Here is a 25,094-nt window from a genome sequence, read left to right as displayed (position 1 = left end):
ACATAATGAAAAAACTTAATAAGTTAGTAGCTTTACTTTTAATGGTAGTCATGGTATTAAGTGTTGCAGGTTGTGGTTCTAAAAAAGATGATACTGCAGGATCAATGGATTTAAGCAACGGTACAGAAAGTTCAGACACAACTAAAAAAACTAATGATACCAAAAAAGATAGTGATGCAAAAGAAGCATTTAATCTAGAAGAAGGCATTAACGATTACTATGCAAATATGCCAGAGCATATTTATAAAATCAATCAAAAAGAATTTATTGATAAAGTAAAAGCTAATGACGATATGGTTGTTGTGGACATTCGTTCAGATGAAGATTATAAAAAAGGTCATGTAAAAGGAGCATATAATGCACCTTGGGGACCAGCAATTGCTGAAAATATTACAAAAATTGCACAGGATAAAGAAGTATTCATTTACTGTTATTCTGGACAGACAGCAGGTCAAGCTGTAATGACATTGAACTTAGCTGGTATTAATGCAAGGAGCGTAAACTTAGGATTTAATTATGGTATATCTAAGGTTGAAGGCTATGAAGACGTAATTGAAGAAACAGTGAATGCATTTGGTTCAGAAACATATGATGTACCAGAAGCGGTTCAAGCTGCATTAACAGATTATTATAATGGTTTAGCAGATGTAAAAGATACAAAATTCAAAAACTATAAAGTATCTGAAGATAATCTAAAAGCTATGATTGATGATGAAGAAGATTTCTATTTACTATCAATCAGAGGTGATAAAGATTTTAATGAAGGACATATTGCTGGAGCTAATAATATACCTTGGGGAGCAGGAATGGAAAAACAATTTGCTACTCTTCCAAAGGATAAGCCAGTAGTTGTATACTGCTATACAGGACAGACAGCAGGTCAAACAGTAGCAGGACTTCGTTTATTAGGTATAGACGCTGTTTCATTAAATGGTGGGTTAGGTATGACTGCCAATGCACCAATTGGATGGACAAATAAAGGTTATGATGTAGTAGCTAATGGTGCAGTTGAAGCAGGAGTTAATGATTACTTCGCTAATATGCCAGAACACATCTACAAAATCAACCAAAAAGAATTTATTGAAAAAGTAAAAGCTGACGAAGATATGGTAATTGTTGATATCCGTTCAGCAGAAGATTATAAAAAAGGTCATGTAAAAGGAGCATATAATGCACCTTGGGGACCAGCTATAGCAGAAAATATTACTAAAATATCTCAGGATAAAGATGTATATATCTACTGTTATTCTGGACAGACAGCAGGTCAAGCTGTAATGACATTGAACTTAGCAGGAATCAATGCTAGAAGTGTTAACTTAGGATTTAACTTTGGTATTTCAAAAGTTGAAGGATATGAAGATGTAATAGAAGAAACTGTTAATGAATTTGGTTCAGAGACTTACGATGTACCAGAAGAAGTTAAAACAGCATTAACAGATTACTATAATGGTTTAGCTGATGTAAAAGAATCTAAATTCAAAAATTACAAAGTATCTGAAGAAAACTTAAAAGCTATGATTGATGACAAAGAAGATTTCTACTTATTATCAATCAGAAGTTCAAAAGACTTTGGAGAAGGCCATATAGTCGGAGCTAACAACATACCTTGGGGAGTAGGAATGGAAAAACAATTCAGTACTCTTCCAAAGGATAAAACAGTAGTAGTATACTGTTATACTGGTCAAACAGCAGGTCAAACAGTAGCAGCACTTAGATTATTAGGTTATGATGCTGTATCCCTTAATGGTGGAATGGGTATGGAAATCAATGCTCCACTTGGATGGATAAATAATGAGTTTGAAGTTGTAAAATAGTAAATATATCAAAAAACTGTCAGTGATTAAAAGCTGGCAGTTTTTTTTATTGCCCTATATTTTTTTGTTAATCATGTGATTGTTTTTATTTGCTTCTGTAATCAAGAAAATGTATATAATTTACTAATTATGGATAACTTGATAATAAGGTAATATATAAGTTGAATTAAATAATAGCTATAAATCTAGCAATTAGTTAGTTTTTATAACCAGCCTAAAATTATAAAAAAGTAGAATCAAAGGAAGGAATATGTATGAAAACAATTATTGGAATTAAAGTAAGTAATCGATTAGAAGAAGTTGATAGAATGCAAGATATTCTTACAGAGCAAGGGAGTATCATTAACTCTAGATTAGGGCTCCATCAAGGTAATAGTTCAAAAGAAGGCATTATACTATTAGAATTAACAAATCAAGCAGATAATAAATGCGATGAATTAGAAAACTCATTGAAATCTATAAAGGGTATTGAAGTAAATAAGATGACATTTTCTTAAGATTAATTTAGTTCTTCAACATATAAAATCAAGAAAAATAATATTGAATTTATTGAACTGTGTTTAGAGATATTTAAGTTCAATATATAGAGTAAAAGAAAAGGTACAGAATAATTGTTGTTTTGTATCTTTTCATATTAATTAATGTATTTTATTATGATTCTTACTTGACATTACTTGGATATCCAAGTATAATTTAAGAAACTTGGACATCCAAGTATTTCAACTTGATAGGAAGTGATATTTGTGAAAGCTGATAATACGTTATATTTAATTGGGAAGGTTAGAGCTAAGATTAATCAATTTATTATCTCAGAATTGAAGAAGAAAGGGATTAATGGAATAGTACCTTCTCATGGAAATATAATTCTATCACTTTTGAGAAATAAGAGTTTGACTATGAGTGAATTAGCTGAAGAGATTGGAAAAGATCCATCAACAATAACAACTTTAGTTAAAAAATTAAATGATTTCGGATATACACAGATGATAAAAGATGAGAAAGACAAGAGAGTCAATAGGGTATCCTTAACATCGAAAGGTAAAGAATTAGAAGAAGCATTTGTTATTATATCTGAGGAGATACATAATAAGCAGTACAATAATATCAGTAATAGTGAAAAAGAAATTTTTAGACAGGTACTAAAAAAGATGATTAATAATTTCAGTTAAACCAAAAGGAGGTTTATTCTATGAAAAAAATACTTATAATATTATCCCTAGTATTGATTAGTGGATTGATATTATCTAGCTGTAAATCAAAAACAAAAGATGACAATTCATTGACTATAGGAATGGAACTGGCATATCCACCATTTGAAACAAAAGATGAAGAAGGAAATCCAACAGGTGTAAGTGTTGATCTAGCAAAAGCATTAGGTGAATTTTTAGATCGTCCCGTTACAATTGAAAACATTAATTGGGATGGACTTATACCTTCTCTACAGACTGGTAAAGTAGATGCCGTAATATCTTCAATGACCATAACTGAAAAACGTGGAGAAGTTATTGATTTTTCAGATCCTTATGCTCATTCTTATTTAGGATTATTAGTTAATAAAAACTCGAATATCAAAAGTATTGAAGACCTAAATCAAGAAGGTAAAATTATTGATGTGAAAAAAGGAACGACAGGCTATCTATATGCAAGTGAGAATCTCACCAAAGCTCAGATAAATGGATTATCATCAGAAAATGCAAGTGTAATTGAGGTAACTCAAGGAAAAGCAGATGCATTTATATATGACCAACTTACTGTTTATCGCCAAAGTAAATTGAATGAAGAAACAACAGAAGCTATATTGATACCATTTCAAGATAGTGAGAGTTGGGGAATAGGCGTAAAAAAAGACAATACAGAGTTACTTAATAAGATAAATGACTTTATAAAAGAATTTAAAGAAAAAAAAGGATTTGATGAAATTACAGAAAAATATTTGAGTGAGGAAAAGAAAACATTTGACGAACTTAATTTTCCTTGGTTCTTTGATTAGGGTGGAAATATATGAGACAAGCAAATGATAAAAAAATAACACTACTAAATAAAGTCATTAGCGCTACATTAGTTTTATTGATTATAACATTATTTATGTATGTATCCATAAGAGCCATTGATTTGAAATTAGATTTTACAACTTTAATAGAATATAAGCAGAGAATATGGCAGGGATTTTTTATGACTATAATTATCTCTGTAGGAAGTCTAGTACTTAGCATATTAATAGGTTCAATAACTGCTATAGGACAGAATTCTAGAATATTGACAATAAGCTATCTATGTAAAGTATATATACAGATAATACGAGGAACTCCACTTCTTGTACAGATATATTTCTTCTATTATATTATTGGTACTGCATGGGGCGTTGATAATAGATACATAGCAGGAATAATCATCTTATCAATATTTGAAGGAGCATATATTTCAGAAATCATTAGAGGCGGATTAGAAAGTATAGATAGCCAGCAGTATGAAATAGCAAAAGCTATTGGACTTACACCAAGAAAAACATTCAGATTTATAACGTTCCCTATATTGATGTCACGAATATTACCAGCATTAACAGGGCAATTCGCTTCTATTATAAAAGATTCATCCTTATTGTCGGTAATAGCATTAATTGAACTTACACAAACAATACAAGAAATATCAGCAGTCAACTTCAGAATGTTTGAAAATTATATATTTGTTGGAGCATTGTATTTTATCCTTACATTTGCAGTATCAATGTTATCCAGAATGTTTGAGAGGAGGTATAAACATGAATATAGAACTAAGAAATCTTTGTAAAAATTATGGAGACAGTACAGTGTTAAAAGACATCAATTATAAAGACGATATTAATTCTATTGCAATCATTGGTCCATCAGGTGGAGGAAAGTCAACTTTACTTCGTATAATTGGCGGGCTGCTTCTTCCAAGCTCTGGAGAAATGTACATTGATGGTAAAAAGATTATTTTTGAGGAGAAATCACTACAATTGTTACGGAAAAAAATTGGGTTTGTATTCCAATCTAGAGGACTTTTTGAACACTTAACAGCTATGGAAAATGTTATACTACCTCTAATACATACTTTTGGTATAAATAAGACCGATGCAATTGAAATAGCTACCAAGCTTTTTGAAAGATTTGGATTATCACTGGAAAAAGATAAATATCCATCACAGCTATCTGGAGGTCAGCAGCAAAGAATATCTATAGCTAGAGCAGTGGCTATAAAACCAAAATTATTGTTGTTAGACGAGCCAACTTCTGCTCTAGATCCAGAATACACAGGAGAAGTTTTAGATATGCTAAATGAATTTCAAAACGATGGATTAGATACTATAATAGTAACTCATGAAATGGGTTTTGCAAAAAATTCATGTGAGAAAATTATTTTCTTAGCTGAAAATACAATAATAGAAAGTGGTAATAGTACAAAGTTATTTAGAGAACCTAAAACCAAGCAAATGATAAGCTTTTTAGATAAGATACTGGAATGGAAAGTCTAATATGACATTGACATATTCTGTTATATGATTTAAACTAGAAAAAAATTGAATAATTGGAATAGGTGGCAATTTTTATTGCATAATAGGGAATCAGGTGAAGAACCTGAACGGTCACGCCGCTGTAACGTGGAGTAATTTTACATAAACCACTGTATTAATAAGAAGCTGATAAATAAGCATCTTGAAATATGGGAAGGGGTAAAATTATTAAGAAACTAAGTCAGAAAACCTGCCTATCTCTAAAACACTTTCACTTATACGAAGTGAAAACTCTGCGAGTGACAGAGGGTGTGGAATACTTGATATAATCTTGTGATAGAATATTTGCCGTATACTACATATATCAATTTTATGAACATAATAATCAGCTTTACATACATAAGGATCCTTTAGTACAGGAGCATTTTGTAAAAGCTAGATTTTTTGTAGTTCAACAGAGCAAAATTCAAGATATAGATTGGGTTCTTCATGCTTTTTAACTTGCGGTTAGTTAAAGGGCTTTTTTTATTGCAAAATAATAATTCTACCTTTTATTTTGCGAATTTTTCACCTTTTAAATATTAAAAAAAAATAATATGTTGTATGGAGGACTAAAGAATGAAAAAGAAACTTGCTGTTATATTTATTTTATTGGGATGTATGGTTTTATTAAGTTTTACAGGATGTAATAATGCTAAAAAGACAGATAAAAAAGTAGTTGATGTAGAAACAGAAGGTATGCAAAAAGATAATTCAGAAGAAAAAGATTCAGCTGATATGGATAAAAAGTCAAAAGAAATGGATAAGAAGATGTCAGAAGGTATGGACAAAAAGACGCCCAAAGGTATGGGTGAAGGTAAGATGCCATCAATGGGAAGTGCTGTAGTTACTGTATCAGAAGGAGAAGGTTATCCGGTTACTATAACTGATATGTATGGTAATGAAGTAACGCTAGAAAAGAAACCAGAAAAAATAGCTGCAATATCAGGTACTTTCCTAGGAGTATTATATGATTTAGGTGGTGAATCAATATGTACATCTGAAACCAGTGGTGGAGCACCTATAGATTTAGAGGAAATAGAGGGATTACCAGTAGTGGGAAAAGTATATAAACCTGATATTGAAAAAATAGTTGCATTACAACCCGAATTGGTTATAGCCCAATTTGGTTTACAGAATGGAGTAATTCCAGTTTTAGAACAAAGTAACATAAAAGCTTTAGCTCTACATATGAGAACATATGAGGATGTTTTAGATAACATAAGGGCTATAGGAAGAATTATTGATGAATCAAGCAAAGCTGAAGAAGTTATTGCAGATATGGAAAATGACAAGAAAACATTAGTGGATAAATTACCTGAGGAATCAAAAAAAGTAGTAATTCTATATGCTACATCAAAAGATGTTTCAGTTAAATTACCTAAGAGTATAGCAGGAAATGTGGCTGATATATTAAAACTTGAAAACATAGCCGCAGGTTGTGCACCAGAAGGAATGGGTGGAGAAACGACACCATTTAGCATGGAATATATTATTGAAAAAGACCCAGACGTAATTCTAGTATCAAGTATGCTAAGTTCTGATGAAGATGCTAAAAATGTTATAACTGAGAAAATGGGAAAAGATCCAGTATGGAAAGAACTTAGAGCTGTTAAAGAAGGAAATATTGTTTATTTACCACAAAAGTACTTTTTATATAATGCAGGTTGTGACTTTGTTGATGCCATTGAATATATGGCAAAAGGAGTATATCCTGAAGTATTTGGTGGTTTAGATGAATAAAACCGCTTCTAAGGATAGTAACAAAATAGCATTCATTATAGCATTTGGAATATTATTGATTATAGCTTTTTTATTAAGTAATGCTAAGGGTAGCATGAATGTATCTATGAAAAGAATATTAGAAGTAATTATTAATAACGATGGTTCAGCAGAGAGATTGGTAATATGGAACATCAGGTTGCCAAGGACTATTGTAGCTGGATTAGTAGGAGTCAATCTAGCTTTGTCAGGGTGTATTTTACAAGGGGTCATGCGAAACCCCTTGGCTGACCCAGGTATCATAGGTATATCATCAGGAGCTGGACTTGCTGGAATAATTATATTGATATTATTTCCTAAACATCAAATGTTGGTTCCACCATTTGCATTTGTTGGTGCTATGGGTGCCGCAATAATGATATATATATTATCTTGGAAAGGTGGTATACAACCAATAAGAGTTATTCTTGCAGGAGTTGCAGTTTCTACCTTGCTTGGTGCAGGTATCTCAGCGTTGATGGTATTTTTTAGCGATAGAGTACATGGTGCATTAATGTTCATGAACGGTGGATTGTCTGCAAGAAGTTGGCCAGAACTGTGGACAATACTACCATATACGATTATTGGTTTGATTATCTTATCCTTCATGTCGGAAAAATTGAACATACTTGTTCTAGGCGATGATATAGCAAGAGGAGTAGGTCTTAATGTTGAAATAGTTCGTTTTGGATTAACTGCAGTTGCAGCTATGTTGGCGGCTAGTTCAGTAGCGGTGGTTGGTTTATTAGGATTTGTGGGTCTGATTATCCCGCACAGTGTTAGACTTATGGTTGGTAATGACTATAAGTATCTAATTCCTGGTTCATCACTACTTGGAGCAGCTGTTGTAATGTTAAGCGATACTTTTGCTCGTACTATATTAAGTCCTGTTGAAATACCAGTAGGAATTGTTATGGCAATCCTAGGAGTACCGTTTTTTCTATATTTGTTAAGAAAAGATTAAAATACAAATAGATGAGAGTTGGTTATATGGAAGAGATACTAAGAGCTGAGAATTTATCAGTAAGATATAAAGAAAACCAAGTTATAAAAGACCTGAATCTAAATATATGTAAGGGTAAAATATATTCTATAATTGGACCTAATGGTTCAGGTAAAACCACATTGTTAAGAACATTATCTAGGAATATTAAGCCTAATAAAGGGAAAGTGTTTCTCAATGGAGAAAATATAACTGGTATGAAAAGTAAAGAAATAGCTAGAAAAATGGCTGTTTTATCTCAGATACATGGAAGCAATACAGATGTAACAGTTAGAAATCTAGTAGTCTATGGGAGATATGCATACAAAGAATGGTGGAAAGGCGATAATGAACAAGATAATAGTATAGTAGATTGGGCTTTGGAAACTACTAAAATGAAGGAATTTGCTAATAAAAAAATGTGTAATCTATCTGGTGGAGAGAAGCAAAGAGCTTGGATTGCAATGGCAATAGCTCAAAAACCGGATATATTGTTGTTGGATGAACCCACGACGTTTCTAGATATAAGTCATCAGTTAGAGGTTTTGGAACTGGTTGAGAGTCTTAACAAGCAAAATGGTATCACTATACTTATGGTTTTACATGATATTAATCTTGCGGCTAAATATTCAGATGAATTGATTGTAATAAAAGATGGAGATGTTTATATTAAAGGAGACCCGTGGGAGATAGTAAGTGAAGAGAATCTTAAGGATGTATTTAATATCAATGGAGATATATCAGAAGATAAAGAGAGTGGAAAACCGATATTTTTCCCAAGATTAGTGAAGAGGGATTAAATTATATGTGTAGCAGTCAGGGTAACGTGTTATAATCACTTGCCTTACCCTGAGAAGCGGTCGGTCTGCGTGATTATAACACGTTACCCTTCTGTATTCATATTAGTTTGTGTAAGAATTAGGTTTCATTAGTGAAGAAGTAGTCAAGTATGTAGAGTGTAGTGATTTTAAATTTATGGAGAGAGGTAATTGGCGTGAAAATAACTGTGATATCGGTTTCTACATCAGTGATAGCGGGATTGATTAAGGTACAAGAGGATATTAATAAAAGATTTGATGATGTTTTAGAGTTAAGAATGTTTTATGCATCTAGGGCATTAGAGGATAGTAAGCTTAGAGAGATGGAAAGTGATATTAATGATTCTGATGTTACTTTTGTAGATTTGATGGGAAGTCCCAAAAAAGTTGTAGCGGCTGTAATGCATGGATTAGGTAATTGTAAGGGGAATGTTATACCTATAGGTGGAGCAGGTAGGAATTATCTAAGACTTGGTGAATTGACTGCTAGTGATATGGGTATGAGCAAGAAAAGTGGTAAAAAGCCTAAGAAGCCAATGGATAGGGCTAAGATGCAGAAAATGGCTGATATGGCGGAGAAGATGGGTAAAATAATACCTGTTGGAAAGCCAAGGGATATGCGTAACTTCGTTCAGATAGGTAAATATTTTCAGAATGCTACTATTTTGCAATTGACTAACATGATGTATTTGTTGTTAAGAGATTATGGGAAAGTAAAAGGGATTCCGAAACCAAAAGAATCAGAGATGTTACCAGATATAGGTTTGTGTGATCCAGACACTAAAATGTATTTTGATGAATATAAAGAGTATTCTAGTATTTATGAGTATGATACTAATAAGCCTACGGTAGCTTTATTATTTTATGGACATACTTATCCTAATGATACATCAGATTGTATTGCTGAGATAGCAGAAAGAATGAGACCTTTTGCAAATATATTACCGATTGCATTTTCCAAGACAAAGACAGATAATCAGGATCTGTTAAAAGAGTGGTTATTACATGCAGTAGGTAAAAAAGTTAATCTTATCATTAATTTCATGTCCTTCAGATTAGGTGCAGGACCTATGGGTGGAAATGCAGATTATGCGGTTAGTGTTTTGGAAGATGTTGATGTACCAGTTTTTCATCCATTTTTTATGACTAAAAGAAGAGAAAGTGAATGGTTAGAAAGTGTGGAAGGTATTAATTCATCTGAATTTTTATTGTCGGTTATGCTTCCAGAGTTAGATGGAGCTATAGAGACTTATCCTATTGGAGCAATGGCTGTACCAGAATATAATAGTGAATTTGATATTGAAGTAAGGGAACTTAGCTTGATAGAAGATAGGGTCTTGAAACTTGTTTCTAGAGTGAAAAATTGGTTGAAACTGCAAAGCAAGGAGAATTCAGATAAAAAAGTAGCTATTATATGTTACAATTATCCACCAGGTGAAGATAATCTTTTCGGAGGAGCTTTTCTTGATACATTCAATTCAGTGGAGAATATATTAAAAGAATTAAATGTCAATGGTTATAATGTAAAGCCATTTAGTGCTGACGAGTTAATGGATAATTTTTGTGCTGGTAAAATAGTGAATTCAGGCAGATGGTCTGATGAAGAATCTGAAGAGGATTTTATTAAGTATGGCACTAATAAATATAATGAAGATTTGAAGGGAAAATGGTATAAAGATGAGATATTGGAGCAATGGGGTAAAGCACCAGGAGATGTGATGAGCGATGGGAAGAATTTTCTTATACCTGGATTGATCAATGAGAATATTTTTATAGGTCTACAACCTACAAGAGGTATACATGAAAATCCAGAAAAAGTCTATCATGACAAAACATTATTGCCTCCACATCAATATATAGCTTATTATCAATGGTTAAAAGAGGAGTTTGGGGCTGATGTAATTATTCATGTTGGAACACATGGTACATTGGAATTCTTGAAAGGAAAAGAATGTGGTATGTCCAGTAAATGTCTACCAGATATGTTAGTGAGTGATTTGCCACATCTATATATTTATTATTGCGGTAATCCATCAGAAGCAATGATTGCCAAGAGACGTTCACATGCGGCGTTAATAGGTTACCAACCACCTACGTTTGTTGAAGGTGAGTTATATGGTGAATATGCAAAATTATCAGCTATGATTGATGAATATCATGAAGCACTAAGAATATCTCCTGTAAGAAGTGATGATGTTTATGATAATATAATGAAGAAAGCTATGGAAAACAATCTTCCTAGTAATCTGGATGAAATTGAAAGTGAGTTATATAGGATGAATCGTTCACTTATTCCAAAAGGCTTGCATGTTTTTGGCAAATGTTTTGATAATGAGGAAGTTCATAGATATGTTGAGTTTGTCCTAAGATATGATAGAGGCAATGTTCAATCTCTTAGAAGAATCTTAGCAGTTAATAATGGCTATGATTATGATGAAATATTAGAAAGCAATAATGTTGAAGTGTTAAAAGAAATAGATTGTGAAATGAAATCACTAATTGATACATATTGGAGAGATAATGGTAGAATCAATAAAAATCTTGATATAACAGATAGCTTGAAAATTGAAGTACATAACACGATGAAGTATGCAGATGGGTTAATGGAAAAATGTAATAACAATAATGAGATTAATGGACTGCTAAAGCTTTTAAAAGGGGAATACTTAAAAGCTAAATTAGCAGGAGATACTATCAGAAATCCTGAAGTCATGCCAGCGGGATATAATCTATATCAATTTGACCCAAGGTTTGTTCCAAGTGAAACGGCTTATGAGAGAGGCAAGAAAATCGCTGAGAATACAATTAGTCAGTATCTAAGTGAACATGGTGAATACCCTAAAAGTATAGCAGTAGTTTTATGGGGACTTGAAACTTCCAGAACACAAGGGGAAACAGTGGGACAAATATTGGCTTATCTAGGGATCAGGCTTGGACAATCAAGGAATGTATGGGAACCTAAATACGAGATAATACCTGAGAAAGAATTGAATAGACCCAGAATTGATGTAGTCATAAATATGTGTGGTTTCTTTAGAGATATGTTCTCTAATATAATCCATGATCTGAATGAATTATTTGAGTTGTTATATGAAATAGATGAAAGTGATGAGTTTAACTATTTTATAGCTAATAGCAAGAAAGTGTATAAAAAATTATTAAATGATGGTTATGATAATGATGAAGCCCTGGAGCTATGCAGATCTAGAATATTTGGACCAGCAGAAGGTGAATATGGAACAGGTATCACTAAGCTTTTTGAAACTAAGAATTGGGAAAATGAATCTCAGATTGGTGAAACTTTTGTTAAGAGTTTAAATCATGTATATAGTAAGAATCATAGAGGAAAAGAAGCAGGAGAATTGCTTAATAATAATTTGAGTTCTGTGGATGTAGTTTCGCAAATAAGAAGTAATCATGAGTATGAGGTAACAGACCTTGACCATTACTATGAGTTTTTTGGTGGACTTGCTAAATCAGTAGAAATGGCAAAAGGGTCAAAAGCTGAAATATATATTACCGATACAACAGGTGAGAGAATCGAAACAGAAGGTGTGGAGAAATCCATAAATAGAGGGATTAGAACAAGAGTGCTGAATCCAAAATGGATAGATGGTATGTTGGAGCATAAATATCATGGAGTTCAGAAAATATCAGATAGATTTGAGAATATTATGGGGTTGGCGGCTACTACTAATAAGGTGGAAGAGTGGATTTATGATGATTTGCATAGTAAATATATTGATGATGATGAGATGAGGGAGAGACTGAAAGAGAATAATAAGTGGGCTTATTTTTCTATTGTTGAACAGATGATGGAGTATGAGAAGAGAGGTTATTGGAAGGCTACAGATGAACAGAAGGAGAAGTTGATGGAGGTTTATTTGGAGTTGGAGGGGGATATTGAAGAGGATGTTTAAATAGAATACTACTACTAAGGGGCAACAGTCAGGTTGTAAAGTGTTATAATCACTTGCCTTACTCTGAGAAGCGATCGGTCTGCGTGATTATAACACTTTACAAGCTTCGGTTGGTGCCAATTCATGGATAGTGGGGAATCTGAAGGAGATAGATAGTTATTTGTTGAGTGTATGTACATTGTATTTGTTTCTTGGTTAATTTTTGATATGGCTTTAGGGTACTTTAAGTATATTTATATTTAAATACGAATACTTAGTATGTTTTAATTAAAATACTGAAGTATCCTGTAGTTAGGCTAGTAATATGTGTATTTCGAGTTTTTAAGGACGCCGAACCCAGCTTTTTGCTCAGGACGAGCAAGTAGCTGGCGAAACATATACCTATACTATTTTGCAAAAGCCACGTAAGAACAAAACATTTTTCTGACTTACTTGTAAGATTATATGATTACAATAGTGGTAATTCGTAAAAGAAATCAGTATAAGTTAATCTAAATAATAGTAAAAAAATTATAATAATTATATAATATTTTTTAATAATTTATATTAAATTAGAATAGTAAAAGGAGTTAGAGTTATGAAAAATATAAAAAAGCAATACCCCTTCACTGCGATAGTGGGACAAGATAATATGAAGAAAGCTCTTTTGCTTAATGTAATTAATCCATCTCTTGGAGGTGTTTTGATTAGAGGGGAGAAGGGAACAGCTAAATCTACTGCTGTGAGAGCTTTAGCTGATTTATTGCCGGAGAGAAAAGAGATGAAGGATTGTAAGTTCCATTGTAATCCAGATGATATAAGCGTATGTTGTGATTCATGTGTTGATTTGATCAAGTCTGGAGATGCAGATACTAAAACAGGGAAGATGAGGGTTGTTGATTTGCCTGTAAGTGCAACGGAGGATAGAGTTGTGGGGACACTGGATATTGAACATGCTATTAAGATGGGTGAGAAGAAATTTGAATCTGGAATTTTAGCGGAAGCTAATAGAAACATACTTTATATTGATGAAGTCAATTTGTTGGATGACCATGTTGTGGATATTTTGCTTGATTCAGCGGCCATGGGAGTTAATACTATTGAGAGAGAAGGGATTTCTTATACTCACCCTGCTAGGTTTGTATTGGTTGGTACTATGAATCCAGAAGAAGGAGACCTTAGACCACAGCTTCTTGATAGGTTCGGGCTTGTTGTAGAAGTTATGGGAGAGAAGGAAACAGGAAAAAGAGTTGAGGTTATTAAGAGAAGATTAGAGTATGAGGCAAATCCTGAAAAGTTTGTTGATAAGTATATTGATGAAAATACCAGATTGAATGAAAGGATTATGAATGCTAAGAGTATAATAGGTTCGGTTGAATACGATGATGAAATATTGGATATAGTGGCAAGGTTGTCTATTGAGTTAGAAGTAGATGGACATAGGGCAGATATAACTATGGTGAAAACAGCAGTTACTAATGCTGCATTTAATGGAAGAACTAAGGTTACTAAAGAAGATTTGTTGGAGGCCGCGGAGTTAGTATTACCACATAGAATGAGAAGAAGACCTTTTGAAGAAGGAGTATTAGACTTTGAAAGGGTAAAACAAATTATTGGATAAGGTGACTACTATGAATAGATCAGAAGTGGTATTTCCTTTTGCAGCAATAGCTGGACAGGAAAATGTTAAGAAAGCTCTTTTACTCAATGCAGTTAATCCTAGTATTGGCGGTGTTTTAATTAGCGGAGAAAAAGGTACAGCAAAATCTACTTTGGTAAGGGGATTAGCTGATGTTATCAGAGAAAGTGTTATAGACTTGCCATTAAATATAACAGAGGATAGACTTATAGGTACTATAGACATTGAGACAGCAATCTCTAAAGGTGAAAAAGCTATAGATTATGGTGTTTTGCATAAGGCGAATGAAAATATTTTATATGTTGATGAAGTTAATCTGTTGAGTGAACATATTGTTAACTGCTTGCTGGAAGTATCATCTTCTGGTATTAATAAAATAGAAAGAGAAGGATTATCCTATAGCCATGAATCTAGGTTCATATTAATAGGAACAATGAATCCTGAGGAGGGTTATCTACGGTCACAATTTATAGATAGATTCGGGTTGTATGTGGAGAGTAGAGGTTCAAGAGATATTCAGGAGCGTAAGCAGATAATCAAAAGAAGATTAGATTATGAATTAGACCCAATTAGATTTTCTGGTAAGTGGGAAAAGGAAAATAATAATATAAGAGAAAAGATTATTAATGCTAAAGAGATTCTTGAAAAAGTTGTAGTAGATGAAGAACAATTGTATTTTGCGGCAGAGATAGCAAAAGCGGGAAATTGTTCAGGTCATAGAGCTGAGATATCCATAGTAGAAACGGCTAAAGCTATAGCTGCACTTGATATGAGAAAAGTAGTTGTTAAGGATGATATTGAAGAAGCAGCAAGTTATAGTTTGCCTCATAGAATAAGGGAAATACCTAATTTCAATGATAATAAAAAAGAGACAAATAATAATAGTGATAGTACATCTGATAATGAGATACAAAAAAACGATAAATCCAATAGTATTAAAGATGATTATATTAACCAAAGTGATACAAGGAATAATGATCTCAATAATATAGGGGATAATGAGTTAACTGCTGATGAGTATAGTGGTGAAAATGATAATAACAATCAAAACAATAATGAGGTGAACAACAAAGCTCATTTCCAAGAAAAGATTGAATTACCATTATATGATGACAAAATTATTCCCTTGGAAGTAAATTCTCATAATAATCCTAAAAAAATACTAGGAACAGGAAAAAGAACTAAAGTAAAAAATGATTCCCTAAGAGGTAGATATATTAAGTATTCTATTCCAAAAGGAAAAGTTCGTTCTATTGCATTTGATGCTACATTCAGAGCTGCATTACCCTATCAAAAATTAAGATGTAGAGACCAAGTAGCTATTGCTATAGAAAAGTCAGATTTCAGAGAGAAAATCAGAGAAAGAAGAACCGGAAGTACAATATTATTTGTAGTTGATGCAAGTGGTTCTATGGGAACAAAACAACGAATGAGGGCTGTAAAATCAGCAATTATTTCAATGCTTAATGATGCTTATCAAAAGAGGGATAAAGTAGGTATGATTGCCTTTAGAAAAGATAAAGCTGAAGTTTTACTTCCTATAACCAAAAGTGTAGATATGGCAGAGAAGAGGCTTAAGAATATACCTACAGGGGGGAAAACCCCTTTAGCTTCTGGGTTATATTTGACGTATGAGTTACTAAAATCTTATAAGATAAAGGAACCAGATACAGAACCTTTGATAGTACTAGTTACAGATGGTAAAGCCAATGTATCATTAAACAAAGGTAAACCTATAGATGATGCATTACATATGGCTAAAATGATAAAAAATGAAGGCTTTCAAACTATGGTTGTTGATACGGAAAGTGGTTTTATCCAATTAGGATTAGGCAAAAAACTTTCAGATGAAATAAATGGAGAGTATTATAAATTAGAAGATTTGAAAGCAAAAGAATTGAAGAGTATTGTTAAAAGATAATATCAGATAATACATTTTTTGAGATGGCTACAAGTTTTGGAAGATAGATTAGGTTTAGCTATTCATACCATTAAATGTCCTGTTTAAAGGGTATGCGCTATGCCGTTTATGGCTTCGCTCACCGCTAAATCTAGTCTATCTTCTTTTATATTGACGTTAGAAATGTATTATCTGACTTTCTAACTTGCTTTATTAATTAGAAGAAATCCATTCTGAAATATCATCAATAACTTTTTCATCTACCTGAGAAGGTATAAAATATTCATCAGGATTAGGAGTGCCTTCGCCTTTAGTGAATATATGATTAAGTCCGTCGTATAACTTGAAAGTTACATTAGCTTTTGATTCTAAGCTTTCTTTCCACATATTGAAATCTTCTACAGTAACTTGATAATCTCTTTTACCTTGTAAAATTAGCATTGGTTTTGTAATATCTTTTGCAGCAATAGTTGGTTTATAATCTTTTAGATCCAGGTAATAATCTTTACCGAGACCACCCAAATCTGCTGTTGTATAATTACTGGATTCATCAATTGTTTTTACTTTATCATAGACGCTCCTATAATAATCAATTTGTTTTTGTTCTTCATCAGTAATCTTACCATCTAGATTAGATAAATAAGGTATTTGATATATCAATAGATCTTCCATCGGTCTAGCAGGACCAGCAAAAATAATATAGCCATTAGCATTAGGAATTTCATTAGCTATACGTGGCATCAAATAACCGCTGAGACTATGACCAAGTACATAAACACCTGTAGAATTAATGTCTTTATTATCAAGGATATAATTGTAAGCATATACTACATCGTCTATGGTTTCATCATAAACAGTCAATTCCTCTTGCTCTGCTATCCATTTACTACGGTGAGCAAATACTCTTTTATCATATCTAAGAACTCCAATACCTTTACTTGCAAGTCCGTATGCAATATCTCTAAATGGCTTATTAGGTCCTACAGTTTCATCTTTATCTTGTGGACCAGAACCATGTGCAAGAATGATAATAGGATATTCATCTTTGTCTTTTGGAATAGTTAATATTCCTGGTAGTCGATATTCTTCGTGACCGAATTCCACAGGTATTTCTTTTGCATTTTCAGGAATACTTACTTCAACTGCTGCATCTTTAGCTGGTGTTAGAGAAAAACCTTCTATAACTTTATCTTTGTTGAATGATACAGTACAGTTGATATTACTTTTACTGTATTTATTTGTTATGGTAACTATTGTATGAGTATCTGTATTAGTTGTGTTGGTGGATATTGTTTCAATGAATTTACCTACTAAACCATTAATCTGACTATCTGTTGATTTTAACATCTCTTCATTAATCATCTGTTTTAGTTGTAAAGAAAAATTGAAGTTATTACTAATGAATTCAAAATCTTTAGCGATAAAAGCATTATTTATGCTGGTAGCTATTTCCTCTTCAGTACCATCTACCAATGTATCAGTATCTGATTGATCTGTATCAGACGTATCATCTTTTATATCAGATTGTTCATTTTTAGTAACATTTTCTGGCTCTTTATTTTCTTTTGTTTCTGTTGCTTTACATCCAGCTAATAGTAGTGCAATTATTGTTAATGAAAGAATAAATTTCTTCATATGATATCGCTCCTTTTATAGTTATTAGATTATTAGACAAATATCTAAATGTTTATTTAAAGTATAATCTAAAAACTAAATTGTGTCAAGATATTGATTTTATATTTGTTATAGAATATAATGATTTCATATATATAATTTAATATATGCTTACTATTATTATTTATAATTTAATAAAAGTGAGTAAAATAATCTATATTTATAAGGAAACTGGTGAAAATCCAGTACAGCCACCGCTACTGTATTTACTACTAATGCAATAAAAGCCACTGAATTAGTTTTTGGGAAGGCATTGCGTTAGGTTACATGTATAAGTCAGGATACTTTTTTAGATTACTAAGTATATTAAATCCAGATTGCGTGTGGAGATATGGGTTTGTTTTAATGTATATCTATAATATAAATTAATTCTAATACACATTTCTGCAAACATTATTCCTCATTAAGAATGGCAAGTTTTTTATTACCTATAACTCAATATAGTTTAAAAGTAACTATTAAAAATGCATCGTGCATAAAAAATGGAGTGAGAAAATGAATAATATAATGTTTCAAGGAACAGCTTCTACCGTTGGTAAAAGTATACTTACAGCTGCTTTATGCAGAATATTAAATGATGATGGAATTAGTGTAGCTCCATTTAAATCACAGAATATGGCGCTTAATTCTTTTGTGACAGAAGACGGAAAAGAGATGGGAAGAGCTCAAGTTGTACAAGCTGAAGCTGCTCGTATAAAATCTACTGTTGAAATGAATCCAATTCTTCTAAAACCGACTAGTGATGTTGGAAGTCAGGTAATATTGAATGGTAAAATATTCAAGAATATGTGTGCAAAAGATTATTTTGGTACAAAAGCCGGATTAAAAGATCATATAGTAGAGGCTTACAACAAGTTACAATCTAAATATGATGTTATTGTATTAGAAGGAGCAGGAAGTCCAGCAGAAATTAATCTTAGAGAGAACGATATTGTTAACATGGGTATGGCTGAGATGGTAGATGCACCTGTAGTACTTATTGGTGATATTGATAAAGGAGGAGTTTTTGCCTCAATCTATGGAACAGTTATGCTTCTTGAACCAGAAGAAAGAAAAAGAATCAAAGGATATGTTATCAACAAATTCAGAGGGGACGAAAAGATTCTTCAACCAGGTATAGACATGTTCTATAAAAAACTACAAATACCATGTCTAGGAGTTATTCCCTTCAAACCATTAAAAATAGACGATGAAGATAGCGTTACAGAAAGATTTGATAGAAAAACAGAGGGAGATATTATAATTGGTGTCCTTCGATTACCATATATGTCTAATTTTACTGATTTCACAGTATTTGAATTAGAAGATGGTGTATCCGTTAGATATATAAAAGAAAACGAAGACTTTGAAGGTGTCGACCTATTAATCATACCAGGCAGCAAAAATACCCTTAAAGACATGGAATACATACATAATTCCTCACTAAAAGCAGGTATCTACAGAGCTCATAGAAATGATATACCCATAATTGGTATATGCGGAGGCTATCAAATGCTCGGAGAAACCATAACCGATGAAAAAGGCGTAGAAACTGTCATGAACAGTATTAACGGTCTAGGTCTATTAGAAATAAAAACAGAAATGGAAGAAATAAAACAAACAACCCAAATAACAGGAAACATAATGCTAGAAATCCCCTTCGCAAAAAACTCCTGTAACCTAAAAGTAAACGGATACGAAATCCACATGGGTAAAACCCATCTAATGGGAGAAACTCTACCACTTGTTAAACTAACAGATGGACGACTAGACGGAGCAATCAATTCTAAGAAAAACGTGTTTGGAACGTATCTACATGGAATATTCGATAACGATGAATTGCGTAAAAAAATACTAGACCAAATAAGAAACAAAAAAGGATTAAATTGCAATAACAACATAGACTACGCAAAATTAAAAGACATGGAATACGACAAACTAGCAAAACTAGTACGTCAACATATTGACCTAGAAAAAATTAAAGACATAATTTACAATAGTTGATTTATAGAGACAATCAATTGCTACTACCACACGGGTAGAAGAGTAAAGTATTAGAATCACGCAGACCGACCGCTTCTCAGGGTAAGGCAAGTGATTCTAATACTTTGCCCTGACCCCTTTCAACAATTCCATAAAAAATCCACATCTAAGAGGTGTTATCATTGAAAGTTATTATAATAATATGTATAGCAGTAATACTTGACTGGATATTTGGTGATCCATTGAATGTGCCACATCCTATCATATACATAGGAAAATTAATAAGTAAATTAGAAAAAAGCATAAGAAAAAGTAAAATACCTCTAAAAGCAGGTGGCTTCATCTTGCTTTTTGCAACAGTAGGAATAACTGTAATTGTAATAACTCTTTTATTATTTGCTTGTGGGAAAATACATCCTTATGTTAGAGATGTTGTTACAACTTATCTCCTCTATACATCATTAGCAGCTAAATGTTTGAAGGATGAAGTATTAAAAGTTTGGAAAGCCATAGATGAAGATGATTTAGACTTGTCCAGAAAACAATTATCATACTTGGTTGGAAGAGATACCAATCATCTAACCGAAGAAGAAATTATTAGAGGAGCTATTGAAACAACAGCAGAAAATACTATAGATGGAATACTTGCCCCTCTTATGTTTATTGGTATTGGATTTATTTTCAATATGCCTGTGCAATTCGTTTTTATGTATAAAGCAGTAAATACCCTTGATTCAATGGTAGGATATCTCCATTCTCATTACAAAGATATAGGATTTGCTTCTGCTAAAACAGATGATATATTTAACTATATTCCAGCTAGGATTGGTAGTCTATTTATGCTGTTAGCTGGAGGTATACTTGGCTATAACTTCAGTAAAGGGTGGAAAATATTAAAAAGGGATAACAGAAATCATAAAAGTCCTAATTGTGGTTATCCTGAATCGGTGGTGGCAGGTCTATTAAATATTCAAATAGGTGGGACTAATACATATTTTAATGAGGTTGTTGTAAAACCAACTATAGGCGATACTCTAGAAGAATTAAGTGGAGACCATATAAAAAAATCTACTAAGATTATGTATGTATCGGAGATTATTACAGTTGGAATTATTTGCTTAATATCATTGATACTAACATTAATGATTGTTTGACTTAGGAAGGAATGAACTTTATGAATAAGCATGGCGGATATTATGGGAAATCAGGAGTTGTTGATTATAGTGTTAATATTAATCCATTAGGTTTACCTGAGGATATTAGAGAAACCATAATATCTAGTATAGATAATATCTGTAAGTACCCTGATATTGGGGGGAATAAAGCAAAAGAAGCTATAGCAAAACATATAAATGTAGATTCTAATAAAATAATAATGGGAAATGGAGCAAGTGAACTTATTTATCTATTTGCCAGAGCTGTAAAACCAAAAAAAGTATTAATCATCCAACCAACTTTTAATGAATACAGAAGGGCTTTTTCATTGGTTGGTAGTGAAATAGATGATTATATATTAGATAGCAAAGATGATTTCAAATTTGATTTGGATACTTTTTCTACAAAAATGAAATTATTTCAACCTGATGTTGTAGTTTTATGTAATCCTAACAATCCTACAGGAAAATATCTTGGATTTGATGTAATAAGTGAAATGATGGATATTATTAAGAAGCAAAATAGTTTTTTATTTATAGACGAGTCTTTTGTTGAATTTACTGGTAATGAGCCTGTTGGTGGTCGACTAGGTTATGAAGATATATTTTCTCTTAGGTCGATGACTAAGTATTATGCTGTTCCTGGATTAAGAATAGGTTATGCAGTGACTAATGATAGGGTTATAGAAAAGATGGAAGAATATAAGGAACCTTGGACTATGAATACTTTTGCTATTAATATTGTGCCAAAGGTTATTGCAGATAAAGATTTTCAGAAAAAAGTAGGTAAGTGGATTGAGGAAGAAAGAAAATATATGTATGAAGCTTTGAGTGATGTTAAAAATATTAAGGTATATAAAAGTTACTCTAACTTTTTCCTTTGTAGATTAAATTATTTCTCAGGAAATATGTTGAATTTAAAATTATTGGAAGATAATATGTATGTTAGGGTTTGTGATGATTTTGAATCGTTGAATGATGGGTTTGTTAGGATTGCTGTTAAGAGGCATGAGGATAATGAAAAGCTTGTAAGAAGATTAAAATATTTATTTTAGTGGTAGACTTACGTAGGTTAAATATGTATACAAAACAGCTTTAACAAATATTTGAAGAAAAACTAAATTCGTTCCAAGAAATATTACTAAACCTTAACAACTCCTTCGTCAAACAGTTAAGGTTCTTAACGTAATATTTCTTTCCACTCATTAAGGCACGAGAAAAAAATAAACTAGTCACCTTACTCGTCCTTTTAATTATTTTTGTCGTTATCCGATTACTTGCATACATATAGTATGAAACTAATCAGCTGCCTAGAAACTAATCAAAATTACTTCGCAAATTGACTAGTTTATTTTTTCCTCGTGCCTAAGATTTTCTTGTCAAATATTTGTAAGTCGCTTTATTTGTATACATATTTACCTACTGGGTAGTGGTATATGGAAAATGAGATTAGATGTGAGGTAAAATATATATTATATCTAGGATAGAGTTTATTTTGTTTTTGTAGGAAGAGTTCAAGATATTGAATTGATTATAGTGAGGAGTGAATGTTGTGGGAATTATTATGGTAACGGGTGGTGCCCGTAGTGGTAAGAGTACTTATGGGGAACAATTGGCTAAGGTGAGAGGTAAGAATATTGCTTATATTGCTACGGCGGTTGTTACTGATAAGGATATGGAAGATAGGGTTAAGAAACATAGGGAGTCAAGACCGAAAGCGTGGTTGACTATTGAGAGGTATAAGGGATTTGATAGTATTGATAAAGATGTAGTTATGTCAACTGATTTGTTTTTATTGGATTGTATCACTACGATGGTGACTAATCTCATGTTTGATAAAGAGATTGATTATGATACTTGTAGTAATGAGGACATTCAGATGGTTGAAGATTATGTGTTTGGAGAAGTTAAGAAGCTTCTTGATTTCATGGAGGGTAATGATAAGGAGATTATATTAGTTACTAATGAGGTTGGGATGGGAATAGTTCCAGCTTATAGGTTAGGAAGTATATTTAGAGATATAGCTGGAAGAGTTAATCAATATTTGGCTAGTAAAGCAGATGAGGTTTATTTTATGGTATCGTCAATACCTATGAAGATTAAGGGAGCTGATAAGTGATGAAGAGTTTCATACTTATGTTAACTTTTTTAACAAGAATTCCTATTAGTTATAGTTTTTCTTTTAATAGTAAAGATTTTATTAAAGGGATTAAATATATGCCGGTGATTGGTCTTATTATAGGAGGAGTTTTGTATCCAATAAGTTATTTTGGGGATAAAATGGTTCCGGTTATAGCATCACTGTTGATAATTATAGTTTATTTGATAATTACAGGGGGTTTACATTTAGATGGTTTAGCTGATGTGAGTGATGGTATATTCAGTTGCAGGGATAGGGATAGAATATTCGAGATTATGAAAGATAGTAGAATAGGATCCTTTGGTGTTATTGCATTAATATTATATTTCATGAGTATGTTAGTTTTACTCGGTTATAGTGACCCGGTTACTATATTTATTTTTCCTGTTGCAGGAAGATGTTTTGCTTTATTTGTATGTTCAATAAATGAATATGCAAAGGAAGCGGGTATGGGAAAAGATTTTATTGATAATACTAAGTGGTTTCATGTTGTAGCAGGATTCATATTGTTAGTTGTATTAATTGTTCTATTTAAGAAATACCTATTATTGGGAGCTATAGTAATAACAAGTTTAATTGTAATGTTATCTAATTCAAGTATCAGTAAAAAACTTGGTGGTATAACAGGTGATGTCATTGGTATGACCATTGAGTTTTCCCAGGTAGTATTTTTACTGAGTGCATATTTGCTAGAAACTTTTGTATAGTATTTGATCTTATATATATGGGGGATTAATGATGAAATTTATTTTTATAAGACATGGTGAGACACAGGCTAATGTAGAACAACTCATTTATGGAGTTACTCATTCTGAATTCACTGAGAATGGTTTGAATCAAATAAATAAGATATTAGATTATGTCAATCCACAACAAGTTGATTATTTTTATTCTAGTCCTCTTGAAAGAACTAAGATTATTGCAGAAAAAATTGAAGAGCGTATAGGGAAAAAGGCAGAATTCGCTAACGAAATCGGGGAAATGAATTATGGGGTTTTTGAAGGATTGACATCTAAGATAGCTTTAGAAAAATATCCAGATGAATATAATAGTTTTATGAATGATTATAAGAATTATATTATTCCAGAAGGTGAAAATGTTTTAGATTTTGATAAACGTGTAATTAATTTTCTTGATAGAATCAAAAATACAGAAGGTACTAGTATAATTGTAACTCATGGAGGAGTTATAAGAACAGCTATAATGTACTTGTTAGATTTAGATAGTGAGGATAGATGGCATTTTAAGATATTACCTGGAATGATTATTGAAATCGAGTATAAAAATGATTATGGTGTTTTGGTTCAAATGAAAGATAATAATAGTTAAGATATTTCGCAAGTAAGTCAGAAAAAGAGTTTTGTTGGGATTTTACTTGTTTGATTACCCGTTACAAAACACTTTTTCTTCTGTGTGAGTGATCTTTGGGCTACTACAGATATCTGGTTAGAGACAAAAGATAGATAATAAAATCAATATAATGGAAAGGAGTAAAAATAATGATTGAAAAATTTAGAGATATAACATTACTTAGTTTTGACCATAAGAATATATTAACAGTTGCTTGTGATTCTTGTGGGGGAATTGGTAACAAGGAGCATGATGTTATAAAAGTTGACCCTTATGTTACAGGTTATTATACGGCTGTTGTTTCTTTATCTGAGACTATAGCTCTTGGAGCGGAACCTGTGACAGTCATTAATACTTTTGCAGTTGAGATGGAAGATACGGGTAAAAGAATTATGGAGGGTATTAATGATGCCTTGGATAAGATCGGTTTGGACAGAGAGTCTGTAGTTACAGGAAGTACAGAAGAAAATATTCCTGTTACAGTTACAGG

Annotated in this window: 20 protein-coding genes and 2 riboswitches; of the genes, 19 read left to right on the top strand and 1 reads right to left on the bottom strand. The window is 32.1% G+C overall.

Translation table 11 applies throughout. The features are described from left to right. Positions 1-5: 5 nt before the first annotated feature. The 12 genes from ACX6CF_RS13255 to ACX6CF_RS13200 all read left to right on the top strand — a co-directional run bounded on the left by ACX6CF_RS13255 (position 6) and on the right by ACX6CF_RS13200 (position 16,345). Positions 6-1,814 (top strand): rhodanese-like domain-containing protein, encoded by a 1,809-nt coding sequence (locus tag ACX6CF_RS13255; RefSeq protein WP_458785817.1) that lies wholly within the window; start codon positions 6-8, stop codon positions 1,812-1,814. Between the two features lie 254 nt (positions 1,815-2,068). Next, positions 2,069-2,311: a hypothetical protein gene (locus ACX6CF_RS13250; protein WP_458785816.1), complete on the top strand. Its 243-nt coding sequence runs from the start codon at positions 2,069-2,071 to the stop codon at positions 2,309-2,311. Positions 2,312-2,557: 246 nt separating this feature from the next. After that, positions 2,558-2,983, top strand: a complete 426-nt coding sequence (locus ACX6CF_RS13245) for a MarR family winged helix-turn-helix transcriptional regulator (RefSeq protein ID WP_458785815.1) — start codon at positions 2,558-2,560, stop codon at positions 2,981-2,983. 20 nt (positions 2,984-3,003) lie between these two features. Further along, a complete protein-coding gene (locus tag ACX6CF_RS13240; RefSeq protein WP_458785814.1) occupies positions 3,004-3,804 on the top strand; it encodes a transporter substrate-binding domain-containing protein in 801 nt (266 codons plus the stop codon). An 11-nt stretch (positions 3,805-3,815) separates the two neighbouring features. After that, positions 3,816-4,601 carry an amino acid ABC transporter permease gene (locus tag ACX6CF_RS13235; protein WP_458785813.1) on the top strand — a complete coding sequence of 262 codons (786 nt, stop codon included), beginning with the start codon at positions 3,816-3,818 and terminating at the stop codon, positions 4,599-4,601. Beyond that, positions 4,573-5,307, top strand: a complete 735-nt coding sequence (locus tag ACX6CF_RS13230) for an amino acid ABC transporter ATP-binding protein (RefSeq protein WP_458785812.1) — start codon at positions 4,573-4,575, stop codon at positions 5,305-5,307. The genes ACX6CF_RS13235 and ACX6CF_RS13230 overlap by 29 nt, the downstream gene beginning before the upstream one ends. 43 nt (positions 5,308-5,350) lie before the next feature. Continuing rightward, positions 5,351-5,558, top strand: a riboswitch (cobalamin riboswitch). A 346-nt stretch (positions 5,559-5,904) separates the two neighbouring features. Next, positions 5,905-7,068, top strand: a complete 1,164-nt coding sequence (locus tag ACX6CF_RS13225) for an ABC transporter substrate-binding protein (RefSeq protein WP_458785811.1) — start codon at positions 5,905-5,907, stop codon at positions 7,066-7,068. Continuing rightward, positions 7,061-8,050, top strand: coding sequence for a FecCD family ABC transporter permease (locus ACX6CF_RS13220; protein ID WP_458785810.1), 990 nt, complete (start codon positions 7,061-7,063; stop codon positions 8,048-8,050). Before ACX6CF_RS13225 ends, ACX6CF_RS13220 begins: the two co-directional genes overlap by 8 nt. Positions 8,051-8,076: 26 nt before the next feature. Beyond that, positions 8,077-8,868: an ABC transporter ATP-binding protein gene (locus ACX6CF_RS13215; RefSeq protein WP_458785809.1), complete on the top strand. Its 792-nt coding sequence runs from the start codon at positions 8,077-8,079 to the stop codon at positions 8,866-8,868. 194 nt (positions 8,869-9,062) lie between these two features. Continuing rightward, positions 9,063-12,806 (top strand): magnesium chelatase subunit H, encoded by a 3,744-nt coding sequence (bchH, locus tag ACX6CF_RS13210; RefSeq protein ID WP_458785808.1) that lies wholly within the window; start codon positions 9,063-9,065, stop codon positions 12,804-12,806. A 577-nt stretch (positions 12,807-13,383) separates the two neighbouring features. Then, entirely contained in the window at positions 13,384-14,406 is a 1,023-nt protein-coding gene (locus ACX6CF_RS13205; protein WP_458785807.1) for an ATP-binding protein, read from the top strand. A gap of 10 nt (positions 14,407-14,416) precedes the next feature. Next, positions 14,417-16,345, top strand: coding sequence for a magnesium chelatase subunit D family protein (locus ACX6CF_RS13200; RefSeq protein WP_458785806.1), 1,929 nt, complete (start codon positions 14,417-14,419; stop codon positions 16,343-16,345). Positions 16,346-16,537: 192 nt separating this feature from the next. Here the strand turns inward: ACX6CF_RS13200 and ACX6CF_RS13195 are convergent, their stop codons facing one another. Next, positions 16,538-17,959, bottom strand: a complete 1,422-nt coding sequence (locus ACX6CF_RS13195) for an alpha/beta hydrolase (RefSeq protein ID WP_458785805.1) — start codon at positions 17,957-17,959, stop codon at positions 16,538-16,540. A 169-nt stretch (positions 17,960-18,128) separates the two neighbouring features. After that, a riboswitch (cobalamin riboswitch) is annotated at positions 18,129-18,305 on the top strand. 188 nt (positions 18,306-18,493) lie between these two features. On the opposite strand from ACX6CF_RS13195, the gene ACX6CF_RS13190 reads away from it, so the two are divergent. The 7 genes from ACX6CF_RS13190 to ACX6CF_RS13160 form a co-directional block, all read left to right on the top strand. After that, positions 18,494-19,981, top strand: coding sequence for a cobyric acid synthase (locus ACX6CF_RS13190; RefSeq protein ID WP_458785804.1), 1,488 nt, complete (start codon positions 18,494-18,496; stop codon positions 19,979-19,981). Between the two features lie 161 nt (positions 19,982-20,142). Further along, complete coding sequence (gene cbiB, locus ACX6CF_RS13185; RefSeq protein WP_458785803.1) at positions 20,143-21,114, top strand: adenosylcobinamide-phosphate synthase CbiB; 972 nt, start codon at positions 20,143-20,145, stop codon at positions 21,112-21,114. Positions 21,115-21,134: 20 nt separating this feature from the next. Then, the gene (locus ACX6CF_RS13180) at positions 21,135-22,169 is read left to right on the top strand and encodes a pyridoxal phosphate-dependent aminotransferase (protein ID WP_458785802.1); all 1,035 of its coding nucleotides are present in this window, start codon (positions 21,135-21,137) and stop codon (positions 22,167-22,169) included. Between the two features lie 497 nt (positions 22,170-22,666). After that, positions 22,667-23,233, top strand: coding sequence for a bifunctional adenosylcobinamide kinase/adenosylcobinamide-phosphate guanylyltransferase (gene cobU / locus ACX6CF_RS13175; protein WP_458785801.1), 567 nt, complete (start codon positions 22,667-22,669; stop codon positions 23,231-23,233). Beyond that, the gene (gene cobS, locus ACX6CF_RS13170) at positions 23,233-23,961 is read left to right on the top strand and encodes an adenosylcobinamide-GDP ribazoletransferase (RefSeq protein WP_458785800.1); all 729 of its coding nucleotides are present in this window, start codon (positions 23,233-23,235) and stop codon (positions 23,959-23,961) included. The genes cobU and cobS overlap by 1 nt, the downstream gene beginning before the upstream one ends. A 31-nt stretch (positions 23,962-23,992) precedes the next feature. Continuing rightward, entirely contained in the window at positions 23,993-24,583 is a 591-nt protein-coding gene (locus tag ACX6CF_RS13165; protein ID WP_458785799.1) for a histidine phosphatase family protein, read from the top strand. A gap of 170 nt (positions 24,584-24,753) precedes the next feature. Further along, positions 24,754-25,094, top strand: a 341-nt coding sequence (locus ACX6CF_RS13160; protein WP_458785798.1) for an AIR synthase related protein, incomplete at its 3' end; no start/stop codon positions are given.

Source organism: Vallitalea sediminicola, from assembly GCF_054408565.1.
This window is presented reverse-complemented; position numbering and strand designations above follow the sequence as displayed.

Coding starts and splice junctions, on each gene's coding strand:
- ACX6CF_RS13255 (WP_458785817.1), top strand. CDS start 6: ATGAAAAAACTTAATAAGTTAGTAGCTTTACTTTTAATGGTAGTCATG.
- ACX6CF_RS13250 (WP_458785816.1), top strand. CDS start 2,069: ATGAAAACAATTATTGGAATTAAAGTAAGTAATCGATTAGAAGAAGTT.
- ACX6CF_RS13240 (WP_458785814.1), top strand. CDS start 3,004: ATGAAAAAAATACTTATAATATTATCCCTAGTATTGATTAGTGGATTG.
- ACX6CF_RS13235 (WP_458785813.1), top strand. CDS start 3,816: ATGAGACAAGCAAATGATAAAAAAATAACACTACTAAATAAAGTCATT.
- ACX6CF_RS13230 (WP_458785812.1), top strand. CDS start 4,573: ATGAATATAGAACTAAGAAATCTTTGTAAAAATTATGGAGACAGTACA.
- ACX6CF_RS13225 (WP_458785811.1), top strand. CDS start 5,905: ATGAAAAAGAAACTTGCTGTTATATTTATTTTATTGGGATGTATGGTT.
- ACX6CF_RS13220 (WP_458785810.1), top strand. CDS start 7,061: ATGAATAAAACCGCTTCTAAGGATAGTAACAAAATAGCATTCATTATA.
- ACX6CF_RS13215 (WP_458785809.1), top strand. CDS start 8,077: ATGGAAGAGATACTAAGAGCTGAGAATTTATCAGTAAGATATAAAGAA.
- ACX6CF_RS13205 (WP_458785807.1), top strand. CDS start 13,384: ATGAAAAATATAAAAAAGCAATACCCCTTCACTGCGATAGTGGGACAA.
- ACX6CF_RS13200 (WP_458785806.1), top strand. CDS start 14,417: ATGAATAGATCAGAAGTGGTATTTCCTTTTGCAGCAATAGCTGGACAG.
- ACX6CF_RS13195 (WP_458785805.1), bottom strand. CDS start 17,959: ATGAAGAAATTTATTCTTTCATTAACAATAATTGCACTACTATTAGCT.
- ACX6CF_RS13190 (WP_458785804.1), top strand. CDS start 18,494: ATGAATAATATAATGTTTCAAGGAACAGCTTCTACCGTTGGTAAAAGT.
- ACX6CF_RS13180 (WP_458785802.1), top strand. CDS start 21,135: ATGAATAAGCATGGCGGATATTATGGGAAATCAGGAGTTGTTGATTAT.
- cobS (WP_458785800.1), top strand. CDS start 23,233: ATGAAGAGTTTCATACTTATGTTAACTTTTTTAACAAGAATTCCTATT.
- ACX6CF_RS13165 (WP_458785799.1), top strand. CDS start 23,993: ATGAAATTTATTTTTATAAGACATGGTGAGACACAGGCTAATGTAGAA.